19 protein-coding genes are annotated in these 18,444 nt (G+C 71.7%); 4 read left to right on the top strand and 15 right to left on the bottom strand.

Annotated features, from left to right (window positions below):
- Positions 1-61: 61 nt before the first annotated feature.
- The 4 genes from VLK66_RS02710 to VLK66_RS02695 are packed head-to-tail and all read right to left on the bottom strand — an operon-like array spanning position 62 to position 4,305.
- On the bottom strand, positions 62-607 hold the full coding sequence (locus VLK66_RS02710) for a hypothetical protein (protein WP_325307692.1): 546 nt from the start codon (positions 605-607) through the stop codon (positions 62-64).
- Positions 604-2,907: an NAD-dependent DNA ligase LigA gene (gene ligA / locus VLK66_RS02705; RefSeq protein ID WP_325307691.1), complete on the bottom strand. Its 2,304-nt coding sequence runs from the start codon at positions 2,905-2,907 to the stop codon at positions 604-606. Before ligA ends, VLK66_RS02710 begins: the two co-directional genes overlap by 4 nt.
- Before the next feature lies 1 nt (position 2,908).
- Positions 2,909-3,907, bottom strand: a complete 999-nt coding sequence (locus tag VLK66_RS02700) for a diguanylate cyclase (RefSeq protein ID WP_325307689.1) — start codon at positions 3,905-3,907, stop codon at positions 2,909-2,911.
- Positions 3,904-4,305 (bottom strand): response regulator, encoded by a 402-nt coding sequence (locus VLK66_RS02695; protein WP_325307687.1) that lies wholly within the window; start codon positions 4,303-4,305, stop codon positions 3,904-3,906. The genes VLK66_RS02700 and VLK66_RS02695 overlap by 4 nt, the downstream gene beginning before the upstream one ends.
- A 218-nt stretch (positions 4,306-4,523) precedes the next feature.
- On the opposite strand from VLK66_RS02695, the gene VLK66_RS02690 reads away from it, so the two are divergent.
- Together VLK66_RS02690 and VLK66_RS02685 are read left to right on the top strand one after the other, a co-directional pair.
- Positions 4,524-4,892 carry a hypothetical protein gene (locus tag VLK66_RS02690; protein ID WP_325307685.1) on the top strand — a complete coding sequence of 123 codons (369 nt, stop codon included), beginning with the start codon at positions 4,524-4,526 and terminating at the stop codon, positions 4,890-4,892.
- 176 nt (positions 4,893-5,068) lie between these two features.
- The gene (locus VLK66_RS02685) at positions 5,069-6,640 is read left to right on the top strand and encodes a trehalose-6-phosphate synthase (protein ID WP_325307682.1); all 1,572 of its coding nucleotides are present in this window, start codon (positions 5,069-5,071) and stop codon (positions 6,638-6,640) included.
- Here VLK66_RS02685 and VLK66_RS02680 read toward each other — a convergent pair.
- From VLK66_RS02680 to VLK66_RS02655, 6 genes are all read right to left on the bottom strand, one after another.
- Positions 6,622-6,864, bottom strand: a complete 243-nt coding sequence (locus tag VLK66_RS02680; RefSeq protein WP_325307681.1) for a DUF3343 domain-containing protein — start codon at positions 6,862-6,864, stop codon at positions 6,622-6,624. The genes VLK66_RS02685 and VLK66_RS02680 overlap by 19 nt on opposite strands.
- 465 nt (positions 6,865-7,329) lie before the next feature.
- Complete coding sequence (locus VLK66_RS02675) at positions 7,330-7,992, bottom strand: hypothetical protein (protein WP_325307679.1); 663 nt, start codon at positions 7,990-7,992, stop codon at positions 7,330-7,332.
- A 15-nt stretch (positions 7,993-8,007) separates the two neighbouring features.
- A complete protein-coding gene (locus VLK66_RS02670) occupies positions 8,008-8,457 on the bottom strand; it encodes a hypothetical protein (protein ID WP_325307677.1) in 450 nt (149 codons plus the stop codon).
- Between the two features lie 2 nt (positions 8,458-8,459).
- Positions 8,460-9,050 carry an RNA polymerase sigma factor gene (locus VLK66_RS02665; RefSeq protein ID WP_325307675.1) on the bottom strand — a complete coding sequence of 197 codons (591 nt, stop codon included), beginning with the start codon at positions 9,048-9,050 and terminating at the stop codon, positions 8,460-8,462.
- Positions 9,051-9,073: 23 nt separating this feature from the next.
- Complete coding sequence (locus tag VLK66_RS02660) at positions 9,074-10,174, bottom strand: S41 family peptidase (protein ID WP_325307673.1); 1,101 nt, start codon at positions 10,172-10,174, stop codon at positions 9,074-9,076.
- A 224-nt stretch (positions 10,175-10,398) separates the two neighbouring features.
- Positions 10,399-10,941, bottom strand: coding sequence for a hypothetical protein (locus VLK66_RS02655; protein WP_325307672.1), 543 nt, complete (start codon positions 10,939-10,941; stop codon positions 10,399-10,401).
- A 355-nt stretch (positions 10,942-11,296) separates the two neighbouring features.
- Here VLK66_RS02655 and tyrS point away from each other — a divergent pair, with 355 nt between their 5' ends.
- Complete coding sequence (gene tyrS, locus VLK66_RS02650; protein WP_349260476.1) at positions 11,297-12,502, top strand: tyrosine--tRNA ligase; 1,206 nt, start codon at positions 11,297-11,299, stop codon at positions 12,500-12,502.
- 117 nt (positions 12,503-12,619) lie between these two features.
- Here tyrS and VLK66_RS02645 read toward each other — a convergent pair whose 3' ends face one another.
- Positions 12,620-14,638: an FUSC family protein gene (locus tag VLK66_RS02645; RefSeq protein WP_325307668.1), complete on the bottom strand. Its 2,019-nt coding sequence runs from the start codon at positions 14,636-14,638 to the stop codon at positions 12,620-12,622.
- Between the two features lie 535 nt (positions 14,639-15,173).
- Here VLK66_RS02645 and VLK66_RS02640 point away from each other — a divergent pair.
- Positions 15,174-16,211, top strand: a complete 1,038-nt coding sequence (locus tag VLK66_RS02640) for a PDDEXK nuclease domain-containing protein (protein ID WP_325307667.1) — start codon at positions 15,174-15,176, stop codon at positions 16,209-16,211.
- A gap of 5 nt (positions 16,212-16,216) precedes the next feature.
- On the opposite strand, the gene VLK66_RS02635 is transcribed toward VLK66_RS02640, so the two are convergent.
- From VLK66_RS02635 to VLK66_RS02620, 4 genes are all read right to left on the bottom strand, one after another.
- The gene (locus tag VLK66_RS02635; RefSeq protein ID WP_325307665.1) at positions 16,217-16,522 is read right to left on the bottom strand and encodes a hypothetical protein; all 306 of its coding nucleotides are present in this window, start codon (positions 16,520-16,522) and stop codon (positions 16,217-16,219) included.
- A complete protein-coding gene (locus VLK66_RS02630) occupies positions 16,509-16,829 on the bottom strand; it encodes a thioredoxin family protein (RefSeq protein WP_325307663.1) in 321 nt (106 codons plus the stop codon). Before VLK66_RS02630 ends, VLK66_RS02635 begins: the two co-directional genes overlap by 14 nt.
- A 181-nt stretch (positions 16,830-17,010) precedes the next feature.
- Positions 17,011-17,535 carry a DUF411 domain-containing protein gene (locus VLK66_RS02625; RefSeq protein ID WP_325307661.1) on the bottom strand — a complete coding sequence of 175 codons (525 nt, stop codon included), beginning with the start codon at positions 17,533-17,535 and terminating at the stop codon, positions 17,011-17,013.
- A gap of 127 nt (positions 17,536-17,662) precedes the next feature.
- Positions 17,663-18,337 carry a CDP-alcohol phosphatidyltransferase family protein gene (locus tag VLK66_RS02620; protein ID WP_325307660.1) on the bottom strand — a complete coding sequence of 225 codons (675 nt, stop codon included), beginning with the start codon at positions 18,335-18,337 and terminating at the stop codon, positions 17,663-17,665.
- Between the last annotated feature and the right edge of the window lie 107 nt (positions 18,338-18,444).

The following is an 18,444-nucleotide window of genomic DNA, read 5'->3' as shown; positions in this document are numbered from 1 at the left end:
GCGTGCCGTTGTAGCCGCGAGTTCACTCGCACTTCCCACTGCGATGCCGATCACCCGCCGCTCAGCTCTGCAGCCGCCCCAGCGCCTCGTCCAGCGACGCTCCCGAGGCGAGCGACTGGTAGACGGCGCCGAGGGTGTCGCCGCTGCCGAAGAGGAGGCGCGAGCGGCCGGGCTCGGCGGGGACCTCCATCACCACCACGCCCGCGCCGGCCACCCGGCCCAGCAGGTCGGTGAAGAAGCCGGTGGACAGATGGCAGCCGGCGGGGCCGCCGTCGCTCCCCGCCTCCAGCCAGTTCACCAGGTCCAGCGCGCCCACGCCGGGGTGAAGGCGACGGTGCTCCACGCGCCCCCAGCCGATCCGCTCGAAGTAGTCGCTCACCCCCTGCCAGAAGCGCCCGGCGTCCAGCTCGCCCGCGTCGCCGCCGCCGGAGAGGTGGCCGGCCAGAGCGGCGTGCACCGCCTCGCCCGCCTCGTAGCCCACCTGCCGCAGCAGGTTCACGGCCTCCAGCGGCTCGCGGTCGCTGGCCAGCGCGCGGCGCATCGACGAGATCATTCCCGCGGGGATCTGCACGAACTTCGCTTCGGTGGCGATGGCGGTGTCGGTCATAGGAGCCCCAGCTGGGCGGTGGCGGGTTGGGTGGTCGGGTCGGGTTCGGCGGCGTCCGCGTCTCCCGCGTCCGCGCCGGTGGATTCGGCCAGCTCGAGCAGCTGCGCCTCGGTAAGCTCCTTCACCCCCAGCTCGCGCGCCTTGGCGAGCTTGGAGCCTGCGTCCTCGCCCACGACGAGGTAGCTCGTCTTCTTCGTCACGCCGCCCGTCACCCGCCCGCCGCGCTGCTGGATGAACTCCTCCAGCTGCGGCCGCGACATGGTGGGGTGCGTGCCGGTGATGACGAAGGTGAGCCCGGTGAACGGCCCCTCGGCGGGCTCGGTGCGCTCCTCGGTCAGCTTCACCCCGGCGGCGCGCAGCTTCTCCACCACCTCCAGGTTGCGCGGCTCGGCGAACCAGGCGTGCAGCGCCTCGGCCATCACGTGGCCGATCGTGTGCACCCCCTCGATCTCCTCCACCGTCGCCGTCATCAGCCGGTCGATGGAGCCGAAGTGGCGGGCCAGCGTCTGCGCCGCGATCTCGCCCACGTGGCGGATCCCCAGGCCGAAGAGCGCGCGGGCCAGCCCCTGCTGCTTCGACGCCTCGATCCCGTCCAGCAGGTTCTGGGCGGACTTCTGCTTGAAGCCCTCCAGTGTCAGCAGGTCGTCGATGGTAAGACGATACAGGTCGCCGACATCTTCGACCAGCTTCTTGCGCGCGCGGCCGCCCGCGCCCTCCGCCCCGGCCGCGTCCGGCAGTCCTTCGCCCGTGGTCTCGTGCGCCGGCGGGCTTTCGGGCAGCGCGGATTTCTCCTCCGCAAGGTCCCACGGGGGCGTGTATCCGACTGCGGCCGCGTCGTCCGCCGCGACGGGCTGGCCCGCGTCGTCCACGGGCCGCGCGCGTACCATCTGCAGGATCGTGCGTTCGCCCAGCCCGCGGATGTCCATCGCCCCGCGCGAGGCGAAGTGCACGATTCCCCAGTAGATGCGCGCCGGGCAGGCCGAGTTGGGGCAGTAGGTCATCGCCTCCCCCTCCGGCCGCTCGGCGGGGGTGCCGCACGCCGGACAGCGGTCGGGGAGATGCCACTCCGGGGCGCGCTCCTGCCCCTCCTCCAGGATCGGCCCCACGACCTGGGGGATAACCTCGCCGGCGCGCTTCACCAGCACCTTCTCGCCGGGACGGATGTCCTTGCGGCGGATGTCGTCTTCGTTGTGGAGCGTGGCCAGCTTCACGATCACCCCGCCGACCTCCACCGGCTCCAGCACCGCGTACGGGTTCAGCGCGCCCGTCCGCCCCACGTTGATCTCGATCGACCGCAGCGTGGTGACGACCAGGTCGGGCGCGTACTTGTACGCCGTGGCCCAGCGCGGCTCGCGGCCGCCCACCACGCCCAGCTCCACGTGCAGCGCCAGCGGGTTCACCTTCACCACCGCGCCGTCCACCTCGTAGTCCAGCGTGCCGCGCGTCTTCTCGAACGCGCCGACGAACTCCAGCACCTCGTCCAGCGAGGCGCAGGGGCGGGCGAGCTGGTTGACGGGGAATCCCCACGCCTTCAGCGTCTGCAGCAGCTCCCACTGCGAGGCGAACGGCCCCTCGCCGCTCCCCGTCTCCACCGCGTAGGCAAAGAAGCGCAAGGGGCGCCGCGCGGTGATGGCGGGGTCGAGCTGGCGGAGCGCGCCCGCCGCGGCGTTGCGGGGATTGGCGAAGGTGGCCAGCCCCTCGGCCGCGCGCCCCTGGTTCATCCGCTCGAAGCCGGGGAGCGACATGTACACCTCGCCGCGCACCTCCATCACCGGCGGCGGCGCGGGCGCGCCGTCGTCCTGGCGCAGGCGGAGCGGGATCTGCCGGATCGTGCGGAGGTTGCGGGTGACGTCCTCGCCGATGGTGCCGTTGCCGCGGGTGGCGCCCTTCACGAAGACGCCGTTCTCGTAGGTCAGCGCGATCGCCAGCCCGTCGATCTTGGGCTCGACCACGTAGCCGGCGGTGCGCACCTCGTCGGCGATGCGCGCGTTCCGCGTCTCCCACGCCTGCAGCTCTTCGGGGCTGAAGGCGTTGTCGAGCGAGAGCATGGGGGCGAGGTGCTCCGTCTTCTCCAGCTTCGACGCGGGCTCGGCGCCCACGCGCTGCGTGGGAGAATCGGGGGTGCGGAGCGCGGGATGCTCCTCCTCGAGCCGCTTCAGCTCGTGGAACAGCCGGTCGTACTCGGCGTCCGGCATGGCCGGCGCGTCGAGGACGTAGTATTCGTGGCTGGCGCGTTCGAGGGTTTCCCGCAGCTCGGCGGCCCGGGCCGCGAGCTGCTGGGGCGGGGCGGGGTCGGTCACGTCAGGCGGTAGCGGGGGGCATCTGCGACGAGCGCACCACGCGGTTGCGGCCGCTCTCCTTGGCCATGTACAGCCCTTCGTCGGCCAGCTTCAGCAGCTGCTCGGGGGTCTGCACCCCCGGCACGGGGAACGAGGCCACGCCCGACGAGCAGGTCATGCGCAGCTCCACCCCCACGTCCTCGTCGCGGAAGACGTGCGTCTCCACCGCCGAGCGCACGCGCTCGGCGAAGGCGGCGGCCTCTTCCTCGTCGGTGTTGGGGAGGATGACGATGAACTCCTCGCCGCCGTAGCGTCCCACCATGTCGATCTCCCGCGCCGTCTCGCGGAGGATGCGCGCGGTCTCGTACAGCACCACGTCGCCGGTGGGGTGGCCGTAGGTGTCGTTGACGTTCTTGAACTTGTCCAGGTCGATCATCGTCACCGCCAGCGGCTCCTCGGTCCGGCGGCTGCGCTCGAACTCTTCCTGCAGCAGCTCGTGCACGTGCCGGTGGTTGAAGAGCTCGGTCAGCCCGTCGGTGATGGAGAGCTTGCGCAGGCGCTTGTTGGCGACCTCGAGCTCGCGGTTCTTCAGGTCCAGCTCGTCCTGCAGCCGCTTGATGCGGAGCATGGCGCGCACCCGCGCCTCCAGCTCCTGGAAGTGGTACGGCTTGGCGATGTAGTCGTCGGCGCCGGTGTTGAGCCCCTGCACGATGTGCTCGGTCTCGCCCAGCGCAGTGACCAGGATGATGGGGATGAAGGGAAGCGCGCCGGTCTTCGCGTCGTCCTTGATGCGCCGGGCCACCTCGTAGCCGTCGATTCCCGGCATCATCACGTCGCAGAGGATGAGCTGCGGAGGCGCGGCCTTCACCCGGGCCAGCGCCTCCTCGCCGTTCTCGGCGGTGTCCACCTCGTAGCCGCGCGACTCCAGCCGCGCGCGCAGGATCTCGACGTTGTCGGGAAGGTCGTCCACCACCAGCACGCGCACGGGCCCGGCGGCCGCGGCATTTCCCGCTTCGCTCAAGCGCGCGCCTCCCGCTCGCGCCCGGCGCCGATGAAGCGCTCGACCTCGGCCACCACCCGCCGCGGCTCGCACGGCTTGGCCAGGTACCCGTCGCACCCGACCTCGGTGGCCTTGGCGCGGTCCGTCGCCAGCGCGTGGGCCGTGAGGGCGATGATGGGGATGTGCGAGGTGGCGGCGTCGCTCTTCAGCATCCGCGTCGCCTCCCAGCCGTCGATCAGGGGGATGGAGATATCCATGAGGATCAGGTCCGGATGCTCCTCGCGAGCCATCCGCACCCCGTCCTCGCCATTTCGCGCCTCGGTGACCCTGTATCCGAAGTGCTCCAGGATGGTACGGTAGACGGTCCGGTTGTCCTCGTTGTCCTCGACCAGGAGAACCGTCTTGCTGGAGTCGGCCATTTCTGTGCAGCCCTCATCTGTGGTTGCCCGCCGCGCGTGCCCGCTGCAAGAAGCGGGACGGTGGCGCGGGGCGGGGCAGGCGTTCATATATACCCGGGGTGTCAAGGCGCCGCAAGCGCATGCGGGCGCCTTTCGGGCGCGCCTAATCCGCGCGCGGCACGGGCGTTGCCGGGCTTCTCCGGCGGTCTGGTCACCATCATACGTTTCCCGCGGACGGCATGTACTACGACGATTCGGCGAGGCGGCTCAACCTGCTGAGCGGCCTCGTGTTCGGCACCGTGCTGGGCGCCGGCCTGGCGCTCCTCTTCCTCCCCGGCGAGCGGATGGACTCGGGCCGCCGGGTCGTGGTCCGCGCCGCGCGCGCCGTGGGCCGCTCCGCCCGCGGCGGGATGGGCGCCGCGCGCGACGGCGTGGAGGCCGCCGGCGCCCGCGCCGGCCGCACCCTCCGCGAGCGCCTGGCCGAGCTCCACGCCCGCGACGGCGACGATGGAGATGGTGTCGCGGACGCCGCCGACGCGGCCGAGCCCGAGGCGCCGCGCGCCATCGACCGCGCCGAGGGCCTGGCGCGGCGGCGGTTCACGCTCTGAACGGCAAGTGCGTGAGTGCGTGAGGGCGGAAGTGCGCGGGGTCCGGAGCGATCCCGGCCGCTTCCGCGTTCTCGTTCGCCCTGGAGACATGACGCCCGAGCGGCATCGGGTGTTAGCGCATCTCCAACGCACTCAAGCACTTCCGCACTCACGCACTTTCGCACTCAAAGGATCCTGTGCCGATCCATCCCGACGAGCTGGAACCCCTCTTCCGCCGCTACTTCGACGACCGGCGGCTGGTGGTCGTCTCCAACCGCGAGCCGTACGAGCACCGCTGGGGGAACGAGGTGGGCGAGATGGACGTGCGCCGCCCCGCCGGCGGGCTCACCAGCGCGCTGGACCCGCTGATGCAGGCGCTGGGCGGCACCTGGGTGGCGTGGGGAAGCGGCGAGGCCGACGCGGCCGCGGTGGACCCCGAGAGCCGCGTGCGCGTGCCTCCCGGCGAGGAGGCGTACACGCTGCGCCGCGTGTGGCTCACGCACCACGACATCCACCGCTACTATCTGGGCTTCAGCAACCAGTTCCTGTGGCCGCTCTGCCACCTGCGCCCGGACCTCACCCGCATCCGCTCGCGCTACTGGGAGCGCTACCGCCGCGTGAACCGCCGCTTCGCCGAGGCCACGCTGGAGGAGGTGCGCGGGAAGGACGCCGCCATCTGGTTCCAGGACTACCACCTGGCCCTGGCCCCGCTCTTCGTTCGCGCGCGGCGGCCGGACCTGGCGCTCGCGCACTTCTGGCACATCCCCTTTCCGCCCATCGACATCTTCCGCCTGTCGCCGCATTCCAACTACCTGCTGCGGGGGATGCTGGCCAACGACCTGATGGGGTTCCACCTCCCCCAGTTCGCCGACAACTTCCTGCGCTGCGCCCGGCGGCTGCTGGGCGCGGAGGTGGACTGGAATGCGCGCACCGCCACGGTGGACGGCCACACCTGCCACGTGGGCGACTTCCCCATCTCCATCGACGTGGACCAGTTCCGCGACGCGGCGACGGCCGACGGGGTGGAGGAGCAGATGGAGCGGCTGCGCGCCCGCTACGCGCCGCGCGGCGGGGCCATCGGCATCGGGGTGGACCGGCTGGACTACAGCAAGGGGCTGCCGGAGAAGTTCAAGGCGCTGGAGTTCCTGTGGGACCGCTACCCCGAGTTCCGCGAGCGCTTCACCTTCATCCAGGTGGCCGTGCCCAGCCGCAGCGACATCGAGGCGTACGACGAGCTGGCGCAGAAGGTGGACAAGCAGGTGTGGGAGATCAACGAGCGCTTCGGCACCGGCGACTGGCGCCCCATCCACCTGGTGAAGCAGTCGCTTCCCGCCGAGCGGCTGGCCATCGTCTACCGCATGGCCGACATCTGCCTGATCTCGTCGCTGCAGGACGGGATGAACCTGGTGGCCAAGGAGTTCGTCGCGAGCCAGGTGGACCGGCGCGGGGTGCTGCTGCTGTCGGAGTTCGCCGGGGCGGCGGAGGAGATGGCCGACGGGGCGGTGCTGATGAACCCGTACGACCCCGAGGGGTGCGCCCTGAAGATCCGCGACGCGCTGACGCTGCCGCGCGAGGAGCGCGCGGCGGGGATCGAGAAGCTGCAGGGGTCGATGAAGTCGATCTACGACTGGATGGCCGACACCTTCACCCGCTGGGGCCAGATCGCAGCGCACATCCCCGACGCGGTCCGCCGTCCCTCCGACGTCGATGAGGACGAGCTCTTCGCGGTGGGCCCTGCGGCCGGCCGCGACTACGGCGACGAGGAGTAGAGCCCGAACGGCACCGCTTCCGCCTCCAGCGCCTCGCGAAGGCGGGCGACATCCCCGGGGAGGGTTTCCAGCGCCAGGTTGCAGCGCGCGTGCGCGGCCGCCGGCGCGGGGATCACCTCGGCGGGGATCTTGCGCTCCCGCGCGATCTCCTCCGCCCACAGCGCGTGGTGCGTGGTGTCGAAGGTGAAGACGGGGGATGGGGATTCGGGTTCCATCACGTGCATCTGCCTCCTTTATCGGCAGTCACCGGTAGCCTGAAACACAGAAAAAGACGTCATCCTGAGGCCGGCCACGACGAACTTGCGTCCGCACCGGAGACGGCAGGCCGAAGGATCTATCGCCGGCGTCGCACGTCCGCTGCCGGAGCGCATCTCCGACGATCCTTTCGCAAGAGATACGGAGGTTCGTCTCTGTCCCGATGGTGTCGCGCGGCGGCCGCCTCGCGGTGGCCCTCACCCGAAAAAAGGCGATCCAAACTGCCGGATCGCCTTTTTTCGACCTCTCCCAAAACAACCTGGGAGAGGTGAACTCATCGCACAACCGTGCATCGCTCGCGTGGCCTCTGGCCGACGTGCGGGCCGGCTATGGATCTTTCGGCCTGCAACCACTTGTGCATGACGATCCTGGGGGTGTGGCCGCCTCAGGATGACGTCGGTGGAGGTTGGCGCGAACCCGTTTGTCCTGCTCCATCACGGTCGCGCGGGAGGCGGGGCGGCCACCATCGCTCCCAGTTCCGGGCGCACGGCCACGATCAGCGCGCCGCTGCCGCCCTGCCGGTCGCCGGAGCCGAGGACGAGCGTCTGGCCGGGGGCGCCGCTGACGGCGGCCTCCACCGAGGCGCTGTCGGCGCGGACGGCCACCTTCAGCGTGACCGACGCGTCCGGCGCGGGCGTCACCTGCTGCACCTCGCCCTCGATGCGCAGGTTCGCTCCCGTGTGCGAGAACGGCTGGCCCGCAGTGGCGGGAACGGTGACCTCGCGCAGGAGACGGTAGCCGCGGTAGCGCAGCATCTCGCGCAGCGGCGCCGCGACCGCCGCGACGGCGGAGTCGGTGCCCGCGAAGTCGCCCGCCTCGATCACCTGGAAGTGCAGGACCACGCTCTGCGGCGCGCCGTCGAAGCGGCGCAGGATCTTCGCGATGCTGTCCAGGCGGTCCGGCTTCTCGCGCACGGTGAGCAGCCGGTCCTGCCCCGAGATCATGCCGGCTTCGCGGATGTAGGGCGTGAGCAGCGATTCCGCCTGCTTGTAGGTCAGCCGGTGCAGCTCGTAGGTGCGCACCTGCATCCCCCGCTCCCTGTCGCACGCGGCCAGGGCCAGCAACGCCGCGGCGAGCGCGATCGTTCGCATCTTCATCATCATCTCCCGTTTTCAGTAGATCCAGACGAGGGTGACGCCCGGATCGCTCGTGTTCATCACGGCCGCGCTCCGCCCCGTTCCCGGCCGCACGACCGGCTGACGGGGGAAGAGCGCGCGGGCGATCTTCTCGGTGGTGATTCCCGGCCGCTCGGGCGCGGGGCCGCGCGGCAGCAGGAGCACGCCCGCCGCCGCCGCGGCCGCCGCGAGGGGGACGGCAATGGTGGCCATCCGCCGCGCCACGCTCGCCCGCGGCCGCAGGGGGATGACGCGCGTTCCCGCCCGCGGCGCGGCGAGCATCGTGAGCGCCGCGTCCAGCTCGGCCTCGCCCGCGAGGATGCCGTCGGCGCGGGCGCGGCACTCCGCGCAGTCGCGGAGATGGGCGGCGAGCTCGGAGGCGCCGTCGCCGCGCAGCTCGGCGGGGTCGGCTTCCAGCAGCAGGCTGCGAGCGGTTGCGTGGTCCATCGTCATCGGTCGTCCATCAGGGTCGGGTGCGCGGCCAGGATGCGCTCGCGGATGGCGCGGCGGGCGCGGAGCAGGTGCACGCGCGCGGTGGACTGCTCGATCTCCAGCATCTCCGCCGCCTCGGCCGGGGTGTGGCCCTGCAGGTCCACCAGGTCGAACACCTCGCGCTGGCGCCCCGGCAGCTCCGCGAAGAAGCCCCGCACCAGCGCCGCCATCCGCGCGTTCTCCATCTCCCCGATGCGGTCCGCCATCGCGGGTGACGCGCCGGCGTGGTCCACCGCAGCGGCGTCGTGCAGGCGCGTCCGCCGGGCGTGGCCGCGCGCCATCTCCGTCGCCGCGTTCGCGGTCAGGCGGTACAGCCAGGTGGCGAAGCGCGACCGCCCCTCGAACGCCGCGAGACTCCGGTGGAGGCGGATCACCACGTTCTGCGCCACATCCTCCGCGTCGTCCGGGTCGCCGGTGCGGACCAGCGCCCAGCGCCGCACCTGGTCGCGCACCGCGTTCGCCAGCGCGGCGAACGCGCCCTCGTCGCCGGTGCGGGCGCGCGCCGCCAGCGCGTCCAGCGGCTCCGCGACGGGAGGATCGGCGCGCACGGGCGGCTCGCGGCGGAAGACGGTTACGGACGCGCCGCGGCGGACGCGGTGCGCGCGTCGTCGGCACGAAGCATCTCCAGCGCCTCGCGCCAGCGCGGCGCCCGCGGGCTGTCGGCGTGCGCGGCCGCCAGCCGCTCCAGCGCGGCACGGTGCGCGGCCTTCTTCGCCTCCGCGGCGGGAACGGCCACGTCGGGGCGGATCCCCACGCCCTCCCAGTTGCCGTGCGTGGCGGCGTTCTCCACGCGGGCGGTGGGGACGAACACGCCGAAGTGGCCGCCGATCATCTGCCATCCGCCCGGATTGGCGCCGCCGCGCGTGTTCTCGCCGACGATCGTCGCCAGCCCGTGCGCCTTCAGGTCGTACGCGAACGCCTCGGCGGCGGAGAAGGTGCGGCTGCTGACGAGCAGGTAGACGGGGCGGTCCAGGTAGCGCGGCCCGGCCACGTGCGGAAGCGTCCACAGCTGCGCGTCGTCGGCCGCGTCGCGGTGGTGCAGCGTGCTGAGGAGCGTGGACTCGGGGAAGAAGTAGGAGGCCACCAGCGCCACCATCGCCGCACTCCCGCCGCCGTTGTTGCGCAGATCGATGACCAGCGCGTCCGTCCCCGCGAGGAACTCCATCGCCGAGGCCAGGGTGCCGCCGGCGAGCGCGGGATCGTCGAACCGCCCCAGCTCCAGGTAGCCGACGTTCCCGTCCAGCCGCTCCACCTGGTGGAAGCCGAAGTTCCGCCACTGCGCCGCCTCGCGGTCGCGCGCCACGTCATCCGCGCCGCTGCCGGCGCCCGGCGGCGCGGTGCGCGCGCGGAGGCTGTAGACGACCTGGAGATGCGCATCTCCCGTCGCCCTGCGCAGGTCCGCCGTGATCGAGTCCGTCAGCGCTGCCGCCGTGGCCAGCGAGCGGTAGCGCCCGGCGCGGACGCCGCGACGGACGAGACGCGCCGCCTCGTCTCCCTTCTCCACGAATACGTACTTCGCCGCGACGAGGTCCGCCGCCGACCGCGCGACGGAATCCGCGAGGGCGGGGGTGACGGGCATCACCTCGCGCGGTTCCTGCGCGGCCAGGGGCGCAGCGGCCGACATCGCCAGCGCGGCGAGGCGGACGGGGCGGGGGATTCTGGGGATGTGCATGGAGGCGTCTCGCTTGGCGAACGTGGTCGGTTCATCCGATGTGGACGCCATGAGACGGCGGCAGGCGGGGAGGCGTTTACACGAGCTGTCGGGAAGATGCGGAGGGATGGGGGAGATGGCGAGCGGGGAGGAGGGGAGATGCGGGAGATTCTCGGAGACGCGAAGCCCCCGCGCGCCGCGGCGGGCGCCGCGACGCGAAGGGATTCGACGGGCGTGGAAACTCCCTACCGGGCGTTCACGACCATCCGCATCCACGGGTGAATGCAGCACTGGTACTTCTCCGAACCGGCGTCCTCCACCTCCTCCGGATACGTGCCGCCGGGCGCCACGAAGTCGTCCGCCTCCAGCGCGGTACATTCAGGCGCGACCGTCGTGTTGCCGGAGAGCTGGTTCAGCGAGGGCACGATCCCGCCGCCGAACTCCTCCACCTCGGTGAAGGTGTGCACCTCGCCGCCGCGGTTGGTGGCCAGCAGCTCGTCGCCGACGCGCGCGTTCAGCACCGTGGGCGCGAAGTGCCAGGCGCCCACCGAGCCGTGGGCCTGCAGCTCGGCCAGGAACTGCTGGAAGGTGATGCCGCCGCTGCGCACGCAGCTGCCCGGCCCCAGCGCCGCGTTGAAGGTGGCGGGATCGCAGGCGTCCTTCAGCGAGATGTTGCGCTGCAACTCGGCCCGCGCGGTCAGCGGGCCCGCCGGCGACAGGGGCGAGGGACGGTCGCAGGCGGCGAGCAGGAGGAGCGCGGCCGCGGCCGCAGGGGAGAAGGGCCTCATGGAGCCACCTCCGGGTGATGCGGGGAGCCGTCCCGTTCCGGGGGCGAGCGCGGCCCGTGGGAGATGCGCGCGCAGGACGGCCAAGCGCCGCGCCGGGCGGCGCGGCAGACACCGCACCAGCAACACGCGCACCGCCATAACTCTTTGTCGATCCATGGTTTAGCATCGACGTCGCGTCGCTTTCCGCGACGGCTGTCCCGTTATGGGACAATCCTTCTCCACCCTCGCCGCCGCAGCCTTGCGTCCGCGAGGCCGCTTCGGCTACACTCCGCGCCCTGTTATCATCTACCGAAACGACGGAATTCCATCACCCCAGCCGGTGCAGGACGTGACCTTCGCCCCCGTGAACGAGCAGATGGACGAGATCCGGCGCGACACGCTGGAGATCGTTCCCGAAGACGAGCTGGCCCGCAAGCTGGAGCGGTCGCTGAAGAGCGGAGCGCCGCTGGTGGTGAAGCAGGGATTCGACCCCACGCGGCCGGACCTGCACATCGGCCACGCCGTCTCCCTGCGGAAGCTGCGTGCCTTCCAGGAGCTGGGGCACGACGTGGTGTTCGTGATGGGCGACTACACCGCGCTGATCGGCGACCCCACGGGCCGCAGCGACCTGCGCCCGCAGCTGACGGAAGACGAGGTGCGCGAGAACGGCCGCACCTACGCCGAGCAGCTGTACAAGGTGCTGGACCGCGGGCGCACGCGCATCGAGTACAACTCCCGCTGGCTGGCGCCGCTGCAGCTGAAGGACATCCTCCGGCTCACGGCCCACTACACCGTGGCGCGGATGCTGGAGCGCGACGACTTCGAGAAGCGTTTCGAGGAGAACCGGCCCATCTCGATCGTGGAGTTCATGTACCCGCTGATGCAGGCGTACGACTCGGTGGCGCTGAAGGCCGACGTGGAACTGGGCGGCGCCGACCAGAAGTTCAACCTGCTGGTCGCGCGCGACCTGCAGCCGCGCTATGGCCAGGAGCCGCAGGTGTGCTTGCTGATGCCGCTGCTGCGCGGCACCGACGGCGTGCACAAGATGTCGAAGAGCTACGACAACTACGTGGGACTCAGCGACGCGCCCGACCAGCAGTTCGGCCGCACGATGTCGATCCCCGACGAGCTGCTGGACGAGTGGTACCGCCTGGCCTCCGGCCTCTCCGCCGGCGAGCTGGACGCGGCCGTCGAGGCGGCGAAGTCGGACCCGTACCAGGCCAAGCGCCGCCTGGGCCGCCTGATCGTGGAGCAGTACCACCCGGCCGGCGCGGGGCGGCAGGCCGAGGAAGCGTTCGACGCGCTCTTCCGGCGCAAGGAGATCCCGGACGAGATGCCGGAATTCGACCTGTCGCCGGACGACCCGGAGCTGGCGGCGCAGGACGGGCAGGTGCTCGTCTCCAAGCTGCTGGTGCGCGCCGGGCTCGTCTCGTCGAACGCCGACGCGCAGCGGCAGATCCAGCAGGGCGCCGTCTCCATCGGCGGGGAGAAGGTGGGCGACCGCATGGCGCGCGTCCCCGCCGCCGGCGAACTGGTGCTGCAGCGCGGCAAGCGTCACTTCGCCCGCGTCCGCTTCGTCTGATCTTTCGCGCCTCTAAACACAGCTGGATCTCACGCGGAGACGCGGAGGTGGCTGCCCATGCACCTCCGCGTCTCCGCGTGAGATCCAACGATGCTGGAGGAACGGAGGGATGGCCCTCTATCCGTCCGCCTCTCCGCGCGATTCGCCGATCTCACGCATGCCGCGGGCGAGGACGCGCTCGAGGGCGGTGATGACGTCTGCAGTGATCGCCAGGCGCTGGTTCACGGCCGCGTCGGGCGTGGAGGGGGGATGGATCTCCTCGAGCGCGACTGCGTCCGCCAATTCCTCCGACACCGCCGCCAGGCCGTCCAGCGCGTGCGCCGCCGTGTCGCCGAAGGCCACGACCTCGGGGGCGGCGCCGCCCGGGCCGGCGGGGGCGTAGGCCAGCGCGTTGGCCGCCTCGCCCAGGCGGCGGAGGTAGGCGAGCGCGGCCATCCCCGCCTCGGGCGCGTGCCCCCGGCGCCCTTCCCACAGCACCACCTGCAGCGACTCCTCCGCGTTCAGCACCGCCAGGCCGGTGTTGCGCCGCGCCGCGTCCGCCTCGGCGCGGGTGGCGGCGCCCGCGTACCGGCGCGCGGCCACGCGCAGGTAGGCGCCGCACGCCCGCAGCGCCTCGGCCAAACGCCCGCGGAACGCCAGCCGCTCGGGCGCGGGCCAGAGCAGCCGCGCCGCCGCCAGCGCCAGCGCCCCGCCGATCAGCGTGTTGGCGATGCGGATCATCGGCAGATGCCGGTCCGGCGCGGAGGTCTCGGCCAGCAGCACGAACGTCGGCGTCAGCAGCGCCGAGTAGACGGCATAGTTCACCTGCAGCATCGACGCGGTGGCGCAGGCCAGGACGAAGATGATGGCCAGCAGCGCGTGCGGGTCGTGCACCAGCGCGCCGATGGCCGCCGCCGCGATTCCGCCGGCCATCGTCCCCCCGATCCGCTGCAGCCCCTTCACCCACGTGGCCCCCGCGGACGGCTGCAGGACGATGAGCGCCGTCAGCGTCACCCAGTAGCCGCGCTGCACGCCCAGGTAGTGCGCCAGCGCCGTCGCTGCCGCGGCGGTGACACCCACGCGCAGCGCGTGGCGCAGGGTGACGGAGCGGAAGGTCAGGTTCTCGCGCAGCACCTCGCCGATCGCCGGCGACGGCGCGGGGGGCGACTCGGGGAGGCGGACGGGCTTTCCGCTCTCCACCCCGGCGGCGGCCTCCCACGCGCGCATCGCCTCGCGCCGGAGCGAAGCCGTGAGCCGGGCGAGGAGCGACTCATCTCCACCCCCCTGCTCCGGAAACGTCGGCGGAGGACCAGGCGTGCGCTCGCGCTCCACCGCGTCGGCCAGCTCGCGGGCCAGCCGGGCGGCGGCCGCGGCGGTCGCGCGCGCTCGTTCCTGCGCCGCGGCCTCGGCGTCGTCCACCGGCTCCGCGTCCGCCACCCCGCCGAGCGCCGTCGTCGCCGCGAAGGTGCGGTCCGCCGCCTCGGCCAGCATCAGCAGGCGCTCGCCGCGGCCGCTCTCGCCGGGGCGGCCGCGGCGGGTCTGCGCCAGCGTGTCGCGCGCGGCCTCCAGCGCGCCGCGGAAGCCGCCGAAGTCGCGCGGCGCCCCGGTCGCCACCGCGTCCGCGTACCCCGCCAGCGCGCGGTAGCATGCGGCGAGCGCCACTCGCGCCGGGCGATACGCGCGGATCGGCCAGAGGAAGAGGGAGAGCGCCATCGCCAGCGCCCCGCCGATCAGCAGGAACCCGCCGCGCCCGAGCGCCGCATCCAGCCCCGCCGCCGGCGCCGAGAGGGAGATGATGAAGGTGATGGTCGACGAGGTGCCGATCGACCCCGGCCCCGCGCCGAACGCCCGCAGCAGCGCGCCACCCAGCGCCCACGCGAAGATCAGGGGGATGGAGAGCGCCGGCCGCCCGCTCGCCAGCCCGCCCAGCACGCCCGCGAGCGCCGTGGCCAGCGTGAGCGCGCCCATGATCCGCGCGCGGGTGCGGTAGGCGCCGCCCTTGTCGGCGATGGCCACGACGAAGCCGGCCAGCCCCAGCCAGGTGGCGCCGGGAATGTCCAGCGCGGCCGCCGCCGCCATCGGCACCACCGTGGCCACCGCGGCGCGCAGCCCGGCGCCCAGGTTCGGTCGCCCGCCGAAGCGCGCGAGCTCGCGCACGGGTCCGCGCAGCCGCGGCTGCGCAACGTGGGGGTAGGGTGCCTCGGGTGGGTCTGCCTGCATCGCGTCCGCCGCAAACCGATCGATCAGGTGAAACCATCAGGGGCTCCCTGCGAGCGGAGAGCCCCTGATGATCCGCCCGGCGCGTCCCCCGCGCAACCGCAGCCGGACGGCTAAACCGCCGCTGCGGCGAGCACTGCCTTTGTGGCCGCGTGGAAGATTCAGGGACGCTGCAAGTAAATCTTCCCCAAGATTACGCGCGCACCCGAAGATGGATGTCACAGAACCGATCAGACCGCACAATTGTGCAGCAGGTTGCTGCACAATTGTGCTGAGTGTTCTGAATATCCGTAACGCCTTGGAATACTGATGCTTACATTGACAAAGAGAATCGCAGCTCACAGGGCGGCAGGAAGAACAGTGTTCGAAGTGAGCACCGGTGTGAAGGCCTGTTCGCGGAGGCGACTGTACAAAGTGCAGGACGCCGGTTACTGTGGGCGCTCCATTCATCTACTCACACCGGAGGCGCCGAACCATGCATCCAATTGTCTCGGTACCGCCCGATTACGAGCAGCTGCTCCGCGACATCAAGGAACGCATCAGCAACGCCCAGCTGCGCGCCGCCGTCAGCGTCAACCGCGAGCTGATCCTGCTGTACTGGGAGATCGGCCGCGAGATCCTGGAGCGTCAGTCCCGCGCGAAGTGGGGTGCGAAGGTGATCGACCGCCTGGCTGCCGACCTGCGCGCCGCGTTCCCGGAGCAGACGGGATTCTCTCCACGTAACCTCAAGTACATGAGGAAGTTCGCGGCAGCATGGACAGACATTACATTTGTGCAACAGCTTGTTGCACAATTGCCGTGGGGGCATCAGGTCGTGCTTCTCGACCGTGTCGACACCCCGGAACACCGGGTGTTCTACGCCCGCAGGGCGGCGGAGCACGGGTGGTCGCGGAATGTGCTGCTGCACCAGATCGACAGCGGGCTGGTGAACCGGCAGGGGCGCGCGATCACCAACTTCGACCGCACGTTGCCGCCGGAGCGGTCCGACCTCGCGCGCGAGCTGCTGAAGAGCCCCTACTCGCTCGATTTCCTGACGCTGCACGACGCCGAGCGCGAGCAGAGCCTGGAGCGGGCGCTGATCGCGCACATCCGCGACTTCCTGGTGGAGCTGGGGGCGGGGTTCGCGTTCGTGGGGCAGCAGAAGGCGCTGCGGGTGGGGCGGAGCGAGTACTTCCTCGACCTGCTCTTCTACCACCTGGGGCTGCGCTGCTTCGTGGTGATCGAGCTGAAGGTGGGGATGTTCGAGCCGGAGTACGCGGGGAAGATGAGCTTCTACCTGGCCGCGGTGGACGACCTGATGCGCCGCGAGGGCGACGGGCCCAGCCTGGGGATCATCCTCTGCCGCGACCGCGACGAGGTGATCGTGGAGTACGCGCTGCGCGACATGGGGCGCCCGATCGGCGTCTCCACCTTCGACACGGGCGCGCGGCTGCCCGACGGGATTCGCGACGCCCTGCCCAGCGTGGAGCGGCTGATGGCCGAGGTGGCGTCGGTGATGCCGGGCGGCCGGTAGCCGCGTCAGTCGTCGTCGCCGAAGGGGTTGGGGTGGCGCGGGCGGCTGCCCTCGGCGTGGCGCAGCGCGGTCTGGAGATGGCGGGCGGCCTCGCGGCCGTCGTCGTCGCGGCGGAGGACGCGCTCGGCGTCGGCCAGCTCGGCGCGGATGCGCGCCTTGATCTCGTCGGTGGCGGGCGACGCGTCGACGTCGCGGGCGAGGGCGGGAAGGCGGTCGGCCAGCGCGTCGGCGCGGAGCGGGCTGTCGCCCACGCGCAGGGCCTCCTGGTGCGCGGCGGAGAGCTTCATCCACAGCGCGTCACGCGTTTCCATCTCCATCTGCTCCTCCTCCGCCGCTGTCCCGTGCCGGACGGTACATCCCGATCAGGTGCGCCGCCGTTTCGGGGGTGATCATCCGCCCCACCAGCCGGAAGCGGACGCGCTCGCCGTCCACCAGCGCGAGCGTGGGCACGGTCTGGATGCGCAGGCCGATTGCCTTGGCCTGCCCCTCCTCGGACTCCCAGTCCACCACGTCCAGCGGGAGCCCGGCCGCGGCGGCCAGGCGGTCGACCACGGGGTTCTTGTCGTGGCAGACGCCGCACCAGTCCGCGCGGAAGTACATCAGCTTCATCTCGCTCATCCCCCAATGCTGCGTCGCCCGGCGCGTCGGCGCAATGACGCCGGTCCACCTCTTCGCGTCTCCAGGCACTGCTGGATCTCACGCGGAGACGCGGAGACGCGGAGGCGACTGGGCTGCACCTCCGCGTCTCCGCGGCTCCGCGTGAGATCCGACGATGTTGGAGAAGGAGGGAGGATGTCCGTCAGCGCGAGGCGTAGACGCGCGTCTGGCCGTCCTTTGTAAAGGCGACGACGTCGTAGTGCTGCGGGTTGGGGCCCTCCATCCCCGGCGAGCCGGTGACCATTCCCGGCACGGCCAGCCCCACGATGTCGGCCGGATGCTCGCGGAGGAGCTGGCGGATGACGTCGGCGGGGACGTGGCCCTCGATGGCGTAGCCGCCGATCTTCGCGGTGTGGCACGAGCGCATGGCCTGCGGCACGCCGGCCTCGTCCTTCACCGGGTCCACGTTGTCCTGATCGTGCGTCTCCACGCGGAAGCCGCTGTCCTGCATGTGCTTCACCCAGTTGTTGCAGCAACCGCAGGTAGGGCTCTTGTAGACCACGGCGAGCGGCGCGTCGGCGGGGACGGCGGCGCTCCCGGCCGGGGCCGCGTCGCCGCCGGACTTCTGCGCCGTCTGGTTCGAGCCGCCGCACGCCGCCGCGGCGGTGGCCAGGACGGCCGCCAGCGCGCCGCGGAAGAGCGTCCGGCCGAAGGGGATGGAAGACATCAGTCGAGGCTCCGGTTCTGAGCGGATCGATTCGGGTTCGCGGGGCGGGAAGATAGCGCTCTCATTCATCGCCGGGATACCCCGGATCTCCCCGACGACCGCGTCCTGTGAAAATGCTAATCCTCCGTTACCTCCGTTTCCTCCGTGTGATCCCGTGCCGTTCGTCGTCCGGGCTGCTGCTGCGGCGGAGGAGGATGGAGCCGATGTGCTCGTCCACCTCACGGCGCGTGAGGATGACGACCAGCGACTCGGCGGCCGCGAGAAAGCAGATGGTGATGGTGATCCAGAACTGCAGCCGGCTGTAGCGGCCGACCACGAGCAGGGGGATGCCGAAGCACCACGCCAGGAAGACCGCCGCCTTGCTGCTGTACAGGTGCAGGTCCACCGCGCGGCGGAACTTGAGCCAGCTGACGGCCAGCACCAGCAGCGCGAACGCCGCCCAGGCGATCAGCGGCCAGCGCTGCTCGCGGAAGAAGAACGGCCGCAGCAGCACCAGCCAGAGCGTCATCGAGATCGCCAGCAGGTGGTCGGCGGCCGAGTCCATCCGGCTGCCGAACTCGCTGGTCTGGTTCCACCTGCGCGACAGGTAGCCGTCCAGCACGTCGGTGGCGGCGGCCACCATCACCCCGATCCCCACCCACACCGGGTGCCCGAACAGCACCAGCACCCAGAGCAGCGGCACCATGGCCAGCCGCGCGGCGGTGAGCTGATTCGGGACGGTGCTCAGGTTCCGGCGCAGCGCCGCGAGACGGCCGCGAGGGGCGGAAGCGGAGCGGGGCGGGGGAGATTCGCGGGTGGACATGCCTTGCGGGTTCGGTGCGTCGGCGGAGGCTCGCGCATGAATCTGCGCGCAAAGGGCCGCGGGGGGGAGGGTGGCGCGCGCGGAACCCTTGCCTTCGGGGCGGGCGC

This window comes from Longimicrobium sp., from assembly GCF_035474595.1.
Classification (GTDB): domain Bacteria; phylum Gemmatimonadota; class Gemmatimonadetes; order Longimicrobiales; family Longimicrobiaceae; genus Longimicrobium.
Note: the sequence above shows the minus strand (reverse complement) of the source record. Positions and strands in the feature narration are given on the sequence as shown.

What these genes read in the sequence shown, in the direction of transcription:
- VLK66_RS02710 (WP_325307692.1), bottom strand. Translation starts at nt 607, where the DNA reads ATGACCGACACCGCCATCGCCACCGAAGCGAAGTTCGTGCAGATCCCC.
- VLK66_RS02695 (WP_325307687.1), bottom strand. Translation starts at nt 4,305, where the DNA reads ATGGCCGACTCCAGCAAGACGGTTCTCCTGGTCGAGGACAACGAGGAC.
- VLK66_RS02690 (WP_325307685.1), top strand. Translation starts at nt 4,524, where the DNA reads ATGTACTACGACGATTCGGCGAGGCGGCTCAACCTGCTGAGCGGCCTC.
- VLK66_RS02680 (WP_325307681.1), bottom strand. Translation starts at nt 6,864, where the DNA reads ATGCACGTGATGGAACCCGAATCCCCATCCCCCGTCTTCACCTTCGAC.
- VLK66_RS02675 (WP_325307679.1), bottom strand. Translation starts at nt 7,992, where the DNA reads ATGAAGATGCGAACGATCGCGCTCGCCGCGGCGTTGCTGGCCCTGGCC.
- VLK66_RS02670 (WP_325307677.1), bottom strand. Translation starts at nt 8,457, where the DNA reads ATGGACCACGCAACCGCTCGCAGCCTGCTGCTGGAAGCCGACCCCGCC.
- VLK66_RS02660 (WP_325307673.1), bottom strand. Translation starts at nt 10,174, where the DNA reads ATGCACATCCCCAGAATCCCCCGCCCCGTCCGCCTCGCCGCGCTGGCG.
- VLK66_RS02655 (WP_325307672.1), bottom strand. Translation starts at nt 10,941, where the DNA reads ATGAGGCCCTTCTCCCCTGCGGCCGCGGCCGCGCTCCTCCTGCTCGCC.
- tyrS (WP_349260476.1), top strand. Translation starts at nt 11,297, where the DNA reads ATGGACGAGATCCGGCGCGACACGCTGGAGATCGTTCCCGAAGACGAG.
- VLK66_RS02640 (WP_325307667.1), top strand. Translation starts at nt 15,174, where the DNA reads ATGCATCCAATTGTCTCGGTACCGCCCGATTACGAGCAGCTGCTCCGC.
- VLK66_RS02635 (WP_325307665.1), bottom strand. Translation starts at nt 16,522, where the DNA reads ATGGAAACGCGTGACGCGCTGTGGATGAAGCTCTCCGCCGCGCACCAG.
- VLK66_RS02630 (WP_325307663.1), bottom strand. Translation starts at nt 16,829, where the DNA reads ATGAGCGAGATGAAGCTGATGTACTTCCGCGCGGACTGGTGCGGCGTC.
- VLK66_RS02625 (WP_325307661.1), bottom strand. Translation starts at nt 17,535, where the DNA reads ATGTCTTCCATCCCCTTCGGCCGGACGCTCTTCCGCGGCGCGCTGGCG.
- VLK66_RS02620 (WP_325307660.1), bottom strand. Translation starts at nt 18,337, where the DNA reads ATGTCCACCCGCGAATCTCCCCCGCCCCGCTCCGCTTCCGCCCCTCGC.